The sequence below is a fragment of the Pedobacter terrestris genome (assembly GCF_052343045.1).
GTDB lineage: Bacteria > Bacteroidota > Bacteroidia > Sphingobacteriales > Sphingobacteriaceae > Pedobacter.
This window is the reverse complement of the sequence record NZ_CP180264.1, coordinates 1914454-1931215: the sequence shown is the minus strand read 5'-3', so window position 1 is coordinate 1931215 and position 16762 is coordinate 1914454. Positions and strand designations below refer to the sequence as shown.

Sequence of the window (16762 nt, the reverse complement as noted above, 5' to 3'; positions counted from 1 at the left end):
TTGACATTTAAGATTTCAACCAGCAACGTACTTTGGCGAAACTGAATTTCCCGAACAATGGTTTAAATCTTAACAATCATTTTACCGTTGTTTTTCCCGTCGAATAGATCGATAAATGCCTGCGGAATCTGATCAAAACCTTCAACAATAGTTTCAGTTCCAACAATTTTCCTTTCTAATAGCCAACGGGTCAATTGGGCAATGCCTTGCGGAAACTTCTCCTGATAATTACCCACAATAAACCCCTGCATAAGTACACTGTTTTTTACCAGTACTGTTTGTACTCTCGGGCCAAGATCCGGCTGTGTATTATTATAACTTGCGATTGCCCCGCATACAGGTACGCGTGCAAACCTATTGATATGACTTAACACGGCGTCGGAAATCGCGCCGCCTACATTATCAAAATAAACATCAACGCCTTTCGGTGCTGCAGCCGCAATTGCTGCACTCATATCTGAAGATGTATGGTAATTTATGGCTTCATCAAAACCAAAGCGGTTTTTTAAAAGATCCACTTTTTCATCAGATCCGGCAATACCGATAACCCTGCATCCAAGGATTTTCCCAATTTGCCCTACAATACTGCCCACGGCACCTGCAGCTCCAGACACTACTATTGTTTCGCCTTCTTTTGGCTTGCCGATTTCTGTTAGCCCGAAGTAAGCGGTAAGTCCGGTCATGCCCAACACGCCCAGGTGGGGAGAAAGTTGTCCATCAACCGCTTCAATTTTTCGCAATCCTTTGCCGTTAGAAACCTGAAATTCTTTCCACTCAAGACTGCCGGTTACAAAGTCACCCTTTTGAAAACCTTCTTGTTTGCTTTCCACGACTTCAGCAACTAATACAGAAGCGAGCGGTTTGCCCAGTTCAAATGGCGGAATATATGATTTGGCCTCTGTCATGCGCCCTCTTAAATAAGGATCGACAGAAACATACAATGTTTTTAACAACAATTGCCCGCTTTCTATTGCAGGAATTTCTTCTTCAACAAAACGGAAATTTTCAAAAGCAGGTTTGCCCAACGGGCGTTTATCAAAAAGAATGACTTTACTTTTCATATTTATTCAATTTACAATCCATGGAATAATCATCCATGGATGATTTATATTTAATTTTTTTTTAATCTCTAATTTTTTCTAAAAAACCATTCAGAACATTAGCCTCATCATCCGTTAGGTTTACAAGAATAGCATCCATAATTTCCCTACCCTGCTCCTTTAGCAATGCGCCGCTCTTCGTTAATCTTATAGATACAACCCGTTGGTCGGTATTGTTTTTTTCCTTTTCAACAAGCCCCTTTTCCATTAATTTATTGATCAGTCTTGAAGTATTGGGCATGCGATCTATTAAACGTTCTGTAATGAGGTTTACTGTTGCAACATGTTGTGGTTGTCCGTATAAAATACTCAGCACATTGAATTGCTGAAGCGATAGTCCGGTAGGTTTAAGCGCTAGCGATATTCTATTCAGCACCCAATTTGAAGTGAAGATAATGTTGGTGAGCGCCCTTTGTTGAGGACTGGCAAAGGTATGCTTAATCTCCTTCTCTATTTTCATAGCGCAAAAATATCATCCATGGATGATATTTTTGTCAGAATTGCACCATTAAAATTATTATCGGCACTTATTGATAGCTGCCAAACTCCTGAAATTGGATTCTATATCTCTTGTTCTGACATAGCTTATGCTCAACAAGAGGACAAATCTTTAAGGTAAAAAACGTTCTGTTGTAGCAATTGTGCAATACCTAAAAATACTTGAACACATCTACACTATCTTCAAGTTCTTTGTCGAGGCCATGAATTAGGGTGTATTCGAAGGTAATATAGTAGTTTAAGCATTAACTATCTGCCTCAACGATGTTTGTAACGCTTCGCGAAAATATATTGACTTATTACGGCAAGTCTTATATTTTGTTCAGTCTGGGCGCCATTCTGCATACTATTAACTATTTAAACGCCTTGCGAAATTCTAGTGGAGAAACATTCATTCTCTTTTTAAACAGTTTATTGAACGATTGCGGGTACTCAAATCCAAGCAAATAGGCAATTTCTGCTACATTGAGATTGGTGGTACTCAAATATACTTTGGCTTTTTCGATAAGATGTATCTGAATGTATTGTTGTGCATTTTTCCCGGTTAACGAACGCAATAAATCACTAAGATAATGTGGAGAAACCTGAAGCGTTTTGGCAATGGCCTCCACTGTAGGCATGCCCGTTCTGAGGCTCCGTTGTTGTTCAAAATATTGTTCCAGAAACTGATCCATCTTATCCAACAGGTTGTGGTTTGCCGTCTTGCGGGTAATAAACTGACGCTGATAAAAGCGGTTGCTGTATCCGAGCAACAAATCAACCTGCGCAAGGATAATATCCTGCGTGTGCAAATCTATGTGTTGGTATTCTTCCTGAATCCGGCCAAAAATATCCAAAATATATCCTTCCTCCTTCTCAGAAAGGTGGAGCGCCTCGTTAACAGAATAGGAGAAAAAGCCGTACTCCCTAATAATTGAAGCGAGAGAATGTTTAAACAAAAAATCCGGATGAATAAAAAGCGAATATCCCGAAGGCGGATACTCCGGGATACGCTGTTCCTGGTTTAAGGAAAGTACCTGATGCGGGGCTATGAAAGTCATTAAACCTTTATCATAATCGTAATGTGCCCGCCCGTACCTTGTTGTTCCTGAAACATTCCTTTTCAACGATATCACATAAAAATCGAGCGTATACCCATCCCACGCTTCATCGTCCAGAAAGCGCATTTCTGCAACATCTACAACGCTAATGAGTGGATGAGCAGGTGCGCTGAGCGACAACAAACGGTGGTATTCAGAAATGGAATGGATTATTTTCATACTTCGGTAAAGTTACGACTGATCATATGGTTTAAAGCTATTCTTACCAAAAAGTAGCTATCCAAAAATTTGTTTAGCCATTTCCTTTCTCAAGGTTTCGCTTCCAATTTGTAATTTCCGATCAAAAGTAGCAAGAGCATCTTTGCCCGCGAGGTAGCTCACCTGATCTTTTCCATCTGTTGCAGCCTCATACACAATTTGTGCAATCTGCTCCGGCGAAGCTCCTTCATCGTGCATGGAATCGATGAAATTAAAAACTTTTTCCTCAACTGTGTGGTAAGCATCGTGTTTTTTCTTATCGAGTGATCTTCCCGAAAAATCTGTAGTAATGGCACCTGGTGCTATGGTCTTAATCTGAATATGATGTGGAGCCAATTCATATGACATGCCCTCAGTCCATCCTTCAATTCCGAACTTGGTAGCATTGTATACACCACAAAGCGGAAATCCTACAAACCCTCCAAGAGAAGTTGTCGTTAGAAAAATTCCTCCCCCGTTTTGTCTAAAATGCGGAATAAATGCCTGCGTTACCCTAATTGGCCCTAAAAGATTCGTTTCAATTTGTCTGGTAATGTCCTCATCACTGAAAGCCTCCATTACACCCAACATACCATAACCGGCATTATTGAAAACCACATCTATTTTTTCAAGTCGGCAGGCCTGTTCTACACATGCATTGATTTGTTCAGGCTTTGTAACATCAAGGGGCAATAGATGTACATTTTCCAGATGGTTTAATTCGGTTTCAGCTTCGGGATTACGCATTGTGGCAATTACCTTCCAGCCATTTTGCTGAAATAATATGGCTGTTGCCTTGCCCAAACCGCTCGAACTTCCCGTAATAAAAATTGTCTTCTGCATATTCTCATTGTTTTGAAAAACAAAACTCAGAAAAACAAAATCCTGAAATGTTTCCAGATCGGACAATTTTGTATCCAGATTGGATATCCTGAACAATGTTTGTGCAGGCAATATTGACTTATTTTCAGGTTTTACCTGATTCACTTTATTATGGCTATTGGAAAAACTGACATGCCATAGAAAAAAACATTGCCGCCATATATGACCTTTTTATGGTACATAAACGATAACACATCTGTTTTGGCATGCTAATCCACTATTTTAGCTTGGGAGATTTTGTGTAATCTATCCCGATAGGGTCAGTTCCATCGCTTGTTCCGATTTTAATTCCTGACTTTTTTAGTTGAAATGTCAACTAAATCTAACATTGAATAATTTAATTAAACTGAAGTCTTTTTGGTTGGATTTTTGAATAGCAACAGAAAACAAAGTAATCCAAAAATGAAAAGAATTATTCCATATTTTTTTGCTGCAGCCATCTCAGTAATCGCCTTGCGACTGTCATTTTCTATGGCTGATCCGGAACTGGGAATTTCTACAGCAATTCTGGCCTGGATTGGATGTTTATGGCTTGTCTCAGGTCATTCTGATCGCAGTAGTTTCTTAACTTAAGTAAGCATAGAAATTATTGCGAAATCCTAATCGTTATGGCTTTATTTAGATAGATATTGACTGGATTGAAAATAACAATCCTGTCAATTGAACGATAACAAATAACTTCCTGAAAAATTAACCGATTGTGCAAATTTTGTTCAGTTCATCGTATTCTTTTACAATCGTTAAAATCAAATTCTACCATTTATTAAACAGTGCAGATCTGGTATTTTTATGCAAAGGTCAGGTGTAATTCTAACCTATCACTAAAGGTGATAGGTTGCCGTTCTTTTCCTCCAAAAATTATTCTGTTTCTTTTCCCTACCTTTGCATTTTCAGTCAGAAATATGAATCATCAAGATACCATTATTGCATTGTCTACACCTCCGGGATCTGGTGCCATCGGCGTTATTCGCCTATCCGGACCAGATGCCATCCGATTAACGAATGAAGTTTTTTCTGGAAAAAATCTGGAAGAGCAGGCCAGTCATACCTTACATTTTGGCTTGCTTAAAGATGGCGATCAATTGATTGATGAGGTTGTAGCGGGTTTATTTGTTGCTCCAAAATCGTATACAAAAGAAAATGTGGTAGAAATTTCCTGTCATGGATCAAATTACATTATCCAGCAGATTATAAATCTATTAATTCACAAAGGTGCGCGTGCAGCAAAACCTGGTGAATTTACGCTTCGTGCATTTTTAAATGGCGCTTTTGATTTAAGTCAGGCCGAAGCGGTAGCTGATTTGATCGCTTCAAATTCTAAAGCTTCACATGATGTAGCGATGCAGCAAATGCGCGGCGGATTTGCCAATGAATTGAAAGGTTTGCGAGACCAGTTGATTCACTTTGCATCCATGATTGAGCTTGAACTTGATTTTGCAGAAGAAGATGTGGAGTTTGCCAATCGCGAGCAATTGAAAACATTGGTTTCAAAAATCAATTATGTATTGCAGCGTTTAATTTCATCTTTCGAATTGGGTAATGTGATTAAAAACGGTGTTCCAATTGTTATTGCCGGGAAACCGAATGTGGGCAAATCTACGCTGCTGAATGCTTTATTGAATGAAGAGCGGGCTATTGTGTCTGATATTGCTGGTACCACCCGTGATACGATCGAAGATGAACTGGCGATTGGTGGTGTGGTTTTCCGTTTTATAGATACCGCAGGCATTCGGGATACTGCTGATATTATTGAAGCACTCGGCGTTGAACGTACGCTGGAAAAAATGAAACAGGCCAAATTAATTATTTATATGGCCGATACCCTGCAAGAAATTAGCGAAATTGAAGAGCAAATCATCGGTCTGGAAAAACTGGGCATTCCTAATCTTGTAATCATCAATAAAGCCGAATCCTTTTCGGAAGAAGAAAAGAAAAAATATACCAATCTGAATGTGGTTTTTATTTCTGCAAAAGAAAAAATTGGAATAGACGAACTTAAAGACACCTTGCTTGAGCAGGTTAACCTGCATCACATCAATACCAGCGAAACGTTGGTGACTAACATCCGCCATGTGGAGGCGCTGAAACAGACCGAAAATGCATTGCAACGCGTTCTCGAAAACGTTGATAATCCGGTAACTTCTGATTTCCTGGCAATGGACATTAAACAGGCGCTGCATTATCTGGGAGAAATTACCGGAACAGTAACTACTGATGATTTACTGGATAATATTTTTACGAAGTTTTGTATCGGAAAATAGTGTTTTAACCTTTGATGGGTAAATGTTTACCTATTGTAATTTAAACAAGGTTTTGTTTTTCTCTTGATTGCCAATAGTTGCTTTTTCTCCTAAAAAAGTCTTACGTTTTACCGAAGAAAAAAAACGTCAGAAAAATGTCTGAAATACATGCAAAAACTGTAATTGCTCTTATTTTCTTTTAGTTACTTTTATTGGAACCATAAAATAAACATGAAAATGGTTTTACACTAGAAATTTTTTTACAATTTTTAGATGGTATAGATTTGTATGATACTAAAAATCAGAAATTTATGTCAGTAGCAATTAGAGTTCATCAGTTAAAAAATAACAAATCAATGCTTCATCTTGAAGTAACTCCAAAGGGTGGAAAAACAACACTAAAATCCTTAAAATTATCTATTTACAACAATCCTAAGACTAGGTGTAGATTATTCCAAAACTGGCCATCTCTTTTTTTGCAAACTGGCCACATCTAACGTCGCAAACTGGCACTGATTTTCGCTAAAAAGTGTTCAATCGGCTGATTTTAAGGGGGTTTAAGCCTATCCAGACGTGGTCTGGAACAAGGTGCTGTTTGATGAACGAAATCGATTCTGGGTGGAGGAAAAACCACTTTAAAAGAAAATCAAACTCGGACAGCCTATCTATTTTACAAGTGCTGTTCTTAGAGTGCCTATGGTAGCTCGTAAGGGCTTTTGCGAAGCAAAAGGAGCCTTTCTTCAGGATTACTTAGTAAGTGGTAATAGATGGGTAGCATGAATCTGATGATCTCTGAGAGGATCTATGCGGTAAGCCTCAGACTATAAATCCATAGTGCCTACTGAACAGTTTGGAACGTACAGGGATGGATAGTATTTCCGAAATACACACTAAGAATGAATAAAAATCCGAAATGGTGCATCAGATTTAATTTTACTTATGCACTTTGCGATCGAACATCTTAAACCGCGTAGAAACAAGCATTATTCTCTGAAAAGCATGCTTTAATTTACCGGCGACAAGGAGAAAGTATGATAATATTCTCTCAACCCGACTTTCGCATATAAAAATTTTAGATAGATCCATTTCTCATCCAAATTAATTATCTGATAATTTCAAGTTTATCCGAATCTTGTGGTATATGCAGCAGTATGGGGAATTTGATTAATTCCTCTTTAACTTTACCGTCAGCAAAGAGGTGTCTGATTTTTGTTCTCAGTGCAGACCCTTTATCTGTGATATTTTCTAAGGTCACTAACCTTCCGTAGCCGTAAAAAGTAACTTTAACATTATCAAAAGGCAAGACCTCTGCATCTTTCTCCGTAAACCCTGTTCTTTCGAAATCCTCGCCTTCCTCTATTTCTCCGGCTCGCAAGAAAAAAGAGGTATTCATTTCCACATCCTTTTGCTTTTTCATTTTCGCAAATGCGTTATAATCTTTGGCGATCAAAAGTGCCTTGAACTCACTGAACCTGTCCATTACCTTTCTTTCAATGTCAGGAACCTTAGTTAGATCTTTCGAGGTTGCCCAGCCTTGAAATTTATAGGGTATGTTGGCTTCAAAATCATATTCACACTCAAAATGGGAAAGTCCTTCTGCTGGGATTGTTATCTCTGGTACGCGAAATACCGTTACTTCGCTAATATCTTTATCATCCCATACATCTTTTCTATAGCTCACTGAAATAGTCATAGGTGAAGTATTGTTGGCTGAGGTGGTAATATTGCTTTTGCCCAGATTAGGGCAAAGTTTTATGGTAAGCTTCTGGGGTCCGCTACGTACAAGAATTGATCGGAGAAGAGGATGTAATTGCCCCTTTGACACCTATTTTTTTTGCAACAGGTATATCATTTACCAAAATTTGAAACTGGCATCCACTATTGCTATTGTCAAAATCAACGCTATAGTAGGGCCTTTCCTTAAATGATTTCATCAATGTGGTTGTTTTTGCAGTCATGTCGCGATATACCCCGGATTCGGATGGATCTGCAGTCGTCTGGTTCTGGCCCCTTGTGCAACTACAAAGGAACAAACAGTTTATAATAATTAGTTTAGTATTCTTCCAAATCATCTCAATAATGTCTGTCCACAACAATTGGCAGCGGCGAATTTAAAATTTATTTCTTTAGTGTGAATTTTATTTATAGACTAAATTTTACTCTTTAAACTTCACTAATCACCACAGCCCAAGATATCTGCTTTTTTTTCAAAAGACTACAAGGCTGCCAATGCGGTACAGTAGCCGATTTTTCTGCCGGTGTTGACTACCTAAAACCAACTTATGTGGACGCTCTAGCTTTCTATATTTGCACGATAACCTTATACATCATTGCAGTAATCCCGAAAACTCTTGTATTTCCCTATTAGCTCGGTTTTGTGATTTACTTTTGTCCGTTAAATCTTTAAATCTTTAGTTAAGATATTGAAACGGGTCTTCAAGTCTGTATTTTGGGCTCCTTCTCAAAAAATCATTAAAAAATGCGGTGTGTGCTCCGCCCATGAGAATAAATATCCGGTCGCTTTTATCTATGGGAATCTGGTTAAGGTTAGAGAACATCACCAGGTTTCTATGATAAAATTTTGCGGCTTCGTCAGCTCCTTCCGATTTCCCCTTGCTGGAGATATAAGTAAGTATATCTGCATTGATGTTGATCAAGCTTTCCAGGTATTGGGGATGATTGTTAAGTTTGAAAAGTTCATAAAAAGGAATACCCTCTTCAGGGATTTTCTTTTCGTTCTCATCGATAAGTTTCCAGTATCTATTGCTGGTAGTTTGGTCCATGCGATTCTTAACCTTGCCACCAATCTGATAATCATAACTTTCTTTAAAATCAATTCCATATATCCGTTGTGCGCCACTTAATCGTCCCACCTCATATGCAAGAAGTTCTCTCTCATCAGGATTGTCATATTTCTTTTTTGGGTTTTGGAGATAATCCATGTAGTCACCTCTCCTAGTTGAATTATTTACCGGTCTGTCTTCTATAACAATAATAGTTGGTTTGAAAATTGCCAATTTCTTGGCCAATGTGCGAATATCCTGCTGATTTTTTGAGTCTTTTTCGTCAAATGCTGTCGAATTTGCATCGGATGTTTCCCCCATGTGAAAAGTGGCAACATTGAGTACAGGTACAGCATCTTCGAATTTGTCTTCGTAAATCTTTTTACCGCTATAGCCAGTTTTATATGCACAAGAAGCAAATGCCAGTATAAAAAAAGCAGCAATTAAGATGTTTAATTTTTTTTTGTCCAAAATCATGTTTTTAACATTTAGGTTTATTTTGACAGGTAACAGTATAGCATTTAACTTTAGTTTATTATGTGTTAATGGTTGCACGAACTGTTCCCAGCCAGAAGTTAAACAAAACTATAGCCTGGGATTCTGTACCTAAACTTTATTATCCCAATGCCTGAAAATCTTATACCAACGCGAAGCAGAACGCTTATTGGTTTCATAAAGGGTGAAAGCTTAACGTAAACCCGATCATATATATTTTTCTTCACTATAGCAGAGGCTAATCCTGACAAGGTTTTCCTAGCTGTTAAAATAGCCGCCTGACATCTTTGACCAACTTTGCGCTAAGCGTACAAGGCCATTTAGGTTCTTTCTCAGGCCTACTCACGTTTTATGATTGTTATCACCAACAAGAGAGGAAAAAAACCTTGTGGTAAAATATGCTTAAGGCATCGTTTTATAATACTTCAATAACAGGGGCCAAATCATTATGGAAATCAGTTATGAACATCTTTTTTCCAACATGTTCTTTTTGATAAAAATAATTCTCATGAAATCTCGATCCACCTTTTACACCCATCGCTATGGCGTCATCCTTTTTCAATTTATTCTTAATTGCATTGAAAATGATCACAGCTCTCTTTTCTGGTTTTTTTGATAAAATCCTCAAATTTATACGTTCGATTCTACCGGAATCGGTACGTCCCCCTTCCCCTAGGATAACAAACGGTGCCAGATCATCATCATAAATGGTACTTTGGGTAATCTTCACAGCCTGGGTAAGAATATAAAATGACAGGAATTTTTCCCTGATATAATCAAAGTCTTTGTTTTTTGCTTTTCTGATGCCAATTTCATGTTTGTCTTTTTTGTAATCACTATAAAAAATGGCTCCATTTTTTTCAATGATTTCTTGTATATAATGATAGAAGTCCTTTAACGACATCACTAAGTTTAACTCTGGCATATTAAATATTTCTATGATTATTCTCTAACTTATATTTTCAATGTAACTAACTGGCCTTTACCGATTCTATTGCTTTGACGATAATGGTTTGGTCCGCCCATAACCGAATTACGCGAGGCTATTGATAATCCCTTAGGCTTGCTCAAAAACTTCTGCCAAATTAAAATATTATTTCACTATATTGTGATATATGTTGAAAATCAATATTTTTGTCATTATAAGGTGGACCTTGGGACACGTAGAGATATTCCTACCATCCGGCATATTCCATTGTTTTTGCCGGAACCGGTTAAAGTAAATAATATTGTCCCAGCGAGATGGTGTTTGATACAAGGTTTTTTTTCCAGTTCAATTTTATTATTCTGATGCGGCCTACCCTCATTTTTTTTCTGATCAACTGCCTTTTAATAGTTAGCAGCTGTGAATCTCCCTTGTCTACGGAGAACCTAGATGAACTTTCTGCATTAGATGTACGAATTGCAATATCCCAGGACCTTACCAGCAAAAAGAAAAATGATGTTTCCGTCTATATATATGATAAAGATGGACGGTCAATCCGCAATAAAAAGATTAAAATCAGTGCTAATAAGGTCGCTTTGAGTTATATTGAAAGGCAGGAACTATATTATACAACCACTTCAAAGTATTTATTGGATAATGTTCCTGTTGAAAAAGGCTATGAGCTCCAGATTACCTTGCCAAATGGTAAAACTTATTTTTTGGGTAAGATCGAGGCACTTGCTAAAATTAACCCCGGGAGTATCTCATGTGAACTAACAGGTGACCTTGCAAAGGATTTTGTGATTTATTGGAAAGGCCTGAGTGAAATCACCGAATTATCGATGACCAAAGGTGTGCTTTTACGCAATTCAACGCAGCTGCACCGAAACTTTGATTACCAGCCCCTGTTCACCCGGAAGATCAGCAGCAATGGCAAATACATATTATCCAGATCAAACTATGTTGATAGTAGATCAAAAATCCATAGTTTGGAAATTAGATTTAGCGCGGAGAAGTCTGGCATTGTGAATTCCAGGTTACTGAGAGGAAGCGAAATAAAAATATCCGGTCATATAGATAGATTGATAAATTTTAATCAAAATGATTAATTAACCCGCAGTCAACATCCATCTAATCCATGTCGCCCAAATCACTTTACACTACTGCCCAATGTTTATGGCTGATCACAACGTGAAAATTTCATTTCCCTTAGAATTAAAATATTATAAAGTCTGAAAATCGGTTATGCCCAAACAAATTATCAATGTTCAATAAAAATCTCAGTATGCAGAAAAAACTATTCCTTTTTATCCTTCTTTTTTTACCCCGGATAATACACGCTCAAAATACGGTAGAGCTCAAGGTAAACTATTCTGAGTTGTATGCCACATATGACTTCGTGGAAAAAATCTCCGATAACTATCCGGATAATGCTTTTAAAGCTGAATTTTCTAAATCCAGATACAATACCAATCAGTTCAAGGCCTTAGTCAAACAGTTCGATAACTTAAAGATAGATTACCTTTATCACTTTGAGCAATATGCGCCCACTTTAAAAAGTGGACTGGCATCAAGGTCTCTGATTGAAAAAAACCTTATCGATTCTAAAACAATCAAGGCTTTCAAATCAAAATCTTTCGGAGTTCTCCCCAATGACGAACTTGCCAAGCTATCCAATATAATGGAATCGTTTATACCCGTGTATAATGAACTTATTTACAATCCAAACAAAGAAATTTTTGAAGAACAACTAATAAAAATAAACCAAGAAATATCAAATGATAAGGTTTCGAAAGTCTATAGTAGGGTAATGAAATTCTATGGTGCCGAATGGGACAATGATATTCCCTTTAATGTTGTGGCCTACCCCACTATTGGAAAGACCGGGATAGGCGCCAGGGCATTTTTGAATATTGCCGTTGTCCGGTTCCCTTTAAACTTTAAGAGCTACGACGTATTGTTTAGTGTAATGCTGCACGAAATATTTCATATTGGCTACGACAGCCAACCTATCGGCTTAAAGAACAATTTAAAGAACTGGTTTGAGTCTACTAAATCAAAAAACAGCCAATATGCATTTTTGCTTTTAAACGAAGTGCTTGCAACCGGGCTGGGAAATGGTTATGCATATCTTCAACTGAAAGGCCAACCCGATCCCGATGATTGGTATTATGTGAAATACGTTAATTTGATGGCAAAGGAAATTTACCCTTTGTTGAGTGAATATCTATCCAGGGGAAAAACGATTGATGAAAATTTTATCAGCAGTTACGTGAAAATTTATGACAGCAAATTTTCTGACTGGAGCAATGAACTGGACAACATCCTGACCTATAGGGCTATCCTGACTGATCAGATTGAGGATGCCAGGTATTTTAAAAGAAACTATCCCTATACTTTTCATAAACTCATTCCAAATATGTCATTAAATGGCCTGGAAGAGATTAAAAAGCAACCGCTGACAAAAATAATAATCATAGCCGATGACCATAAAAAGAAACTCAATATGATAAAAGATAGTTTTAAAGAATTAAAGGACATCAAAATGGATCCCAAAAAAGAATTTATCCAGGTATTCGATTTGATGGACAATACAAAACTATTCATCATAAACAGGTATGCCTCATCTGTGGAATCAATGATGGAAACTAGTTTTAAGAGCCATAAAATAGATTAATACATTATCTACGACAGGACAATTGAATACTTGAAGAAACACCGTCAATGTTGATATATCTTTTGATCACTGCCAGAATAACTCGTAGATGATCAGCGGGTAGAAGTCATCATTAGCACAACCGAGGTATCTTTTTCCATTCATAACAGATGGGAGCAGGAAAAACAAAAGTAAATCCGATATGAGTTGGATTGATTTTTATTTAATATACATAACTATTATAAATCCAAAAACATGCGATTAATCAACACCATATCACTATGCTTATTTTTGTGGCTATTGGCAATAGACTGCAGGGCTGAAGCTAAACAAACCTTAGAGATTTTGAATGATGCTGGTGCCAGACAAATTGCTGTAAGGCAGCCAAGGAACAGGAGTTTAAAGCAACTTAAAAGTAGATCCTTTGTGGTTAGCTGTGGGGGGGGATGTGCGATGACTTATACGGCAATTGATATCAAACAATATGTCTATTATTTCAAAGTGCAATTCAAAGTCGATATGTATATTAATGAAGTATTGACAGACACTTATAAAGAAATTTATTTGTTTTATACCAACGGACTTAAAACCGACAAAGTCTTGGATCTCAACAATAATGATGTTTTAAAAACTTTGCCGTTAGGTGCCCGTAAATCATTTATAGAGTTTGGTACAAGTTTGGTGAGCGCATACGGCACAGAACCTAAAACGAAGAAATAGGATTAATTTTGCTTCTGAGCGTGTTTAAGATTTTAATCCTTTGTTTGGCTGTTTCGTCCTGAAATCATAAGATTGCGCAGCTGTTGTTATCATTCGCAAGATCCCATAACGGTCCGTGCCCACCAGGATAGAATACTGCATCATATTCAGCAGCGCTCACCTGATCTAAAACTTTCGTATGTGAAAAAGCGGCTTTTGCCACTTCATCATCCTGAAACCTGCGGTTCGATCCTGTGATGTTTTCTGTGAGCTCACTCATCGGGTAAACAGGAGGCCGCCCTCCCTTTGGACTGGCCAGCTCAACATGATAACCTGCATCAATAAACTCGTAATATGGATCTGTAAATTCACCAAGCCAAACACCGGTCTTGCCATCGGTATTTTCCATCCCGCTATGCGAGGTTAAAATCATTAGTATATTTTTCATATGCCTTATTTAATATCATCAGGACGTAATTCGTTTCCTTCTTCATCTATCCTTTGATGCTCATCCCAGTTTGAATCCTGGATGGTTTCATCTTCAGGGTTTACATTTTGATCTCGCAACTGTTCCTCTTTTTCCTTTGGGTCTAACATGGTGGTATATTTTAAGTTTAACAAATAACAAATTGGTGGCCATATAGTTCAATAAAGTTGCAAACGGGCGAAGCTAATTTCGTCCCCACTATCAGCAGCACCCCAATCCAGACATCAGTGTTTGCTAATAATGATTTTCTTAAGTTCAACTTTAGCTTTCCGCAATGCATCCCTGAACTCACCATCATTTTTATAACTCATCTGTTTTAAATGCAAACATTCATAGGTGACCTCGAACTTTTTTGTTTCAAAAGGCCATGGGTTTACAACAAGCTGTCCGTTTCTTTGAAAAAACCGGTAAGGGGTTCCATCCGGACCGCTGCTGATCTCCAGTGTACGCTCTTCAGGTGGAATCTGATCCTGGCAGATTAGCAGCGAAAACGCATCACAGAATTCAAGGAGTTTATAAGCCTGGTCAACTTCTGAACTACTGACTCCAGCCTCCTTTATCCATTGATCCTCACATTTTTTTAGCGTTAGCAAATATGGTTTTGCCTCAGGCTCTTCGCCATGGGTAAAAGCGATATGCCGGGCAAAAAGTAATGCGATAAAACGGCTTTTGCTCAATGCCATATCAACCAACTGTTCACAAGCTGCACGATCAAACCTCGTCATTTTAAAATTTACCGGTCCGCCGCTCCCGGTAAGCAGCGGGCCAAGCTGAAATTCATTAAAAACATCATCATGCTCAGTCGTTGCCATAAGGGTTTCCACCCATCTTTTGGGCTGGTCGGAAATTTTCCACCTCGCACAGATTTGCCCAGCTAACAATCCATGGGCACGCTGGGTGATAATCTCCCATCCATTTTCTGTGTATTTAACGATCAATTTCCCTCCTTTTGCTTATATATATTAGGCTGAAAAGCCGCTAACAATTGATTTTTTATCTTTATTTATCCGTTAGGATACTAACCTGCACTCCTCATCATCACCCTTCTCGACATAATTTTTTCAATCAACACGATAAGGCGGTTCCGGTAATCTTCGCCCAACCATTTGACATAATTTCTGGTAACCGTGCCGAGGCACTTAGCATATTGTTTAATCCGCCAGGTGATCTCTTTGTCCAGATCCCCTGCGAGTTCCAGCGCCATACTCACGGTATCTGCATTATCGGCACACATCAACGCATGCTGCCGTATTGAGTCTCTAAGCACTACCTTTGTTTTCTGCCCTTTTTCAGTTGCGGCATTGTATGCGGCAAGCACATCGAAGGAAATCCCCGCACTATTGGGGAACCGGGTCCTCATTTCCGCAGGCATCTGGTGAATCTCACCAATGGCTTGATGCAGGCTCTGATGATAAATTTCAGGGTTTTCAAAAACATGCTTCCAGTCAACAGGCTCATTCCATTCGCCGAATCTTTCTCCGTTATGCCCCAAATCGATGATATTGAATGTTTTTTTGCCGCTCAGCCTTCTTGCGCCCCTGCCAATCATCTGGTGATAAAGGGTGAGCGAAGTTGTTGCGCGGTTAAGGATAACGGTTTGTACGGAAGGCTCATCGAAACCAGTAGTAAGGATAGATACTGATGTTAATATTGCACCCTTGGTTTTTTTGAACCATTTTAATATTTCCACGCGTTCGCAGCCACCCGTTTTATTGTCAAGGTGCCTGATGGGAAGTCCTAAGCCGGCAAACATTTCAAGCACCTTACGTGAAGTAAATATCCCATTATTAAAAATCAAAGTTTTTTTTCCGGATGAGTGTTTCCTGTAGGCATGCAGCAGCAGTTCAAGCATAGCAGGAGAAGAATAAAGTTCATCTGAGCTGCTTACCGTAAAGTCGCCGTGGATCCCCCTCATCAAGGTATTGAGTTCCACCTGATAACTAAACGTTTTAGGTTTGGCCAAAAAACCTTGTTCAATCAGCGCGCTGATGGATTCACCCACCACGAGCTCCTGGTAAAACTGGTTCATCGGCAGGTTTACATCTGCTGAAAAAGGTGTAGCAGTTACCCCGATAACAGCGGCATTGGGAAATTTACCGAGCAGTTTGTGAAAAGAGTTATGATGGGCTTCATCTACAATTACCAGCCCCACACCCTGCGTATCGATTAGCCCCTCGTTGATCCGGTTTTTCAAGGTTTCGACCATTGCAACATAACATGGATAAAAGTCTTTTCTGAAGAAGCGTTTAACCCCACTGTCCACCACCTTATTATTCACACCCGTGGCTTTAAGCGCCAGAGAAGTCTGCTTACAGAGTTCACGTCTATGAGTAAGCACAATAACCTTCTTACCATAGTTTCTGATATACCGGTCAGCAAGCTCAGAAAATATAACCGTTTTTCCACCCCCGGTAGCCAACTGGTAAAGCAAACGAGAGTTTTTTCCGCCTGAAGCAAGTTTTTCAAAAAGAATTCCGATGTCTTTTTCCTGATAATGATATAATCTTTTGCTGCCTTTGGGCGATAATGGTTGGGATAAGATTTGCATAATGTTATAACCGTTCCAAAACCCGGAAGGTTTTGCGAGGGCAAGATTGTATTACGTTTTTTAATTAGTGCTGATAGCAGGTTGTTTACCCCCCCTGCAGGTTTAAAATATCCACGGTTAGAAAAACTAACCAAGGCCTGGAGTGTTGCATAAATGAAATTAAGGTAAATTA

The 16762-nt window shown here is 38.5% G+C and carries 16 protein-coding genes; 5 read left to right on the top strand and 11 right to left on the bottom strand.

What is annotated here, in order from left to right; all coding sequences use genetic code 11:
• Positions 1-62: 62 nt before the first annotated feature.
• From ACJVDH_RS08325 to ACJVDH_RS08310, 4 genes are all read right to left on the bottom strand, one after another.
• Positions 63-1061, bottom strand: a complete 999-nt coding sequence (locus ACJVDH_RS08325) for an NADP-dependent oxidoreductase (protein ID WP_443947100.1) — start codon at positions 1059-1061, stop codon at positions 63-65.
• Between the two features lie 61 nt (positions 1062-1122).
• A complete protein-coding gene (locus tag ACJVDH_RS08320; RefSeq protein ID WP_443947099.1) occupies positions 1123-1560 on the bottom strand; it encodes a MarR family winged helix-turn-helix transcriptional regulator in 438 nt (145 codons plus the stop codon).
• A gap of 391 nt (positions 1561-1951) precedes the next feature.
• Positions 1952-2857 (bottom strand): helix-turn-helix domain-containing protein, encoded by a 906-nt coding sequence (locus tag ACJVDH_RS08315; RefSeq protein ID WP_443947098.1) that lies wholly within the window; start codon positions 2855-2857, stop codon positions 1952-1954.
• Positions 2858-2914: 57 nt separating this feature from the next.
• Entirely contained in the window at positions 2915-3718 is an 804-nt protein-coding gene (locus tag ACJVDH_RS08310; RefSeq protein WP_443947097.1) for an SDR family oxidoreductase, read from the bottom strand.
• Positions 3719-4159: 441 nt separating this feature from the next.
• Here ACJVDH_RS08310 and ACJVDH_RS08305 point away from each other — a divergent pair, with 441 nt between their 5' ends.
• Both ACJVDH_RS08305 and mnmE read left to right on the top strand, forming a co-directional pair.
• Entirely contained in the window at positions 4160-4330 is a 171-nt protein-coding gene (locus ACJVDH_RS08305; protein ID WP_443947096.1) for a hypothetical protein, read from the top strand.
• Between the two features lie 329 nt (positions 4331-4659).
• Positions 4660-6018 carry a tRNA uridine-5-carboxymethylaminomethyl(34) synthesis GTPase MnmE gene (mnmE, locus tag ACJVDH_RS08300; RefSeq protein ID WP_443947095.1) on the top strand — a complete coding sequence of 453 codons (1359 nt, stop codon included), beginning with the start codon at positions 4660-4662 and terminating at the stop codon, positions 6016-6018.
• A 1081-nt stretch (positions 6019-7099) separates the two neighbouring features.
• Here the strand turns inward: mnmE and ACJVDH_RS08295 are convergent.
• From ACJVDH_RS08295 to ACJVDH_RS08285, 3 genes are all read right to left on the bottom strand, one after another.
• Complete coding sequence (locus ACJVDH_RS08295; RefSeq protein ID WP_443947094.1) at positions 7100-7690, bottom strand: hypothetical protein; 591 nt, start codon at positions 7688-7690, stop codon at positions 7100-7102.
• Between the two features lie 718 nt (positions 7691-8408).
• Entirely contained in the window at positions 8409-9257 is an 849-nt protein-coding gene (locus ACJVDH_RS08290; protein WP_443947093.1) for a DUF5694 domain-containing protein, read from the bottom strand.
• 433 nt (positions 9258-9690) lie between these two features.
• Positions 9691-10200, bottom strand: a complete 510-nt coding sequence (locus ACJVDH_RS08285) for a hypothetical protein (protein ID WP_443947092.1) — start codon at positions 10198-10200, stop codon at positions 9691-9693.
• Positions 10201-10631: 431 nt separating this feature from the next.
• Here ACJVDH_RS08285 and ACJVDH_RS08280 point away from each other — a divergent pair, with 431 nt between their 5' ends.
• The 3 genes from ACJVDH_RS08280 (at position 10632) to ACJVDH_RS08270 (ending at position 13576) form a co-directional block, all read left to right on the top strand.
• Positions 10632-11309 carry a hypothetical protein gene (locus ACJVDH_RS08280; RefSeq protein ID WP_443947091.1) on the top strand — a complete coding sequence of 226 codons (678 nt, stop codon included), beginning with the start codon at positions 10632-10634 and terminating at the stop codon, positions 11307-11309.
• A 176-nt stretch (positions 11310-11485) separates the two neighbouring features.
• Positions 11486-12877, top strand: coding sequence for a hypothetical protein (locus ACJVDH_RS08275; protein ID WP_443947090.1), 1392 nt, complete (start codon positions 11486-11488; stop codon positions 12875-12877).
• A 234-nt stretch (positions 12878-13111) separates the two neighbouring features.
• A complete protein-coding gene (locus ACJVDH_RS08270) occupies positions 13112-13576 on the top strand; it encodes a hypothetical protein (protein ID WP_443947089.1) in 465 nt (154 codons plus the stop codon).
• 64 nt (positions 13577-13640) lie between these two features.
• Here the strand turns inward: ACJVDH_RS08270 and ACJVDH_RS08265 are convergent, their stop codons facing one another.
• The 4 genes from ACJVDH_RS08265 to ACJVDH_RS08250 form a co-directional block, all read right to left on the bottom strand.
• Positions 13641-14003 carry a hypothetical protein gene (locus ACJVDH_RS08265; RefSeq protein ID WP_443947088.1) on the bottom strand — a complete coding sequence of 121 codons (363 nt, stop codon included), beginning with the start codon at positions 14001-14003 and terminating at the stop codon, positions 13641-13643.
• A 5-nt stretch (positions 14004-14008) separates the two neighbouring features.
• Positions 14009-14152 (bottom strand): hypothetical protein, encoded by a 144-nt coding sequence (locus ACJVDH_RS08260; protein ID WP_443947087.1) that lies wholly within the window; start codon positions 14150-14152, stop codon positions 14009-14011.
• A 114-nt stretch (positions 14153-14266) separates the two neighbouring features.
• On the bottom strand, positions 14267-14980 hold the full coding sequence (locus ACJVDH_RS08255) for a DUF3891 family protein (protein ID WP_443947086.1): 714 nt from the start codon (positions 14978-14980) through the stop codon (positions 14267-14269).
• A gap of 80 nt (positions 14981-15060) precedes the next feature.
• Positions 15061-16590, bottom strand: a complete 1530-nt coding sequence (locus ACJVDH_RS08250; protein ID WP_443947085.1) for a DEAD/DEAH box helicase — start codon at positions 16588-16590, stop codon at positions 15061-15063.
• Between the last annotated feature and the right edge of the window lie 172 nt (positions 16591-16762).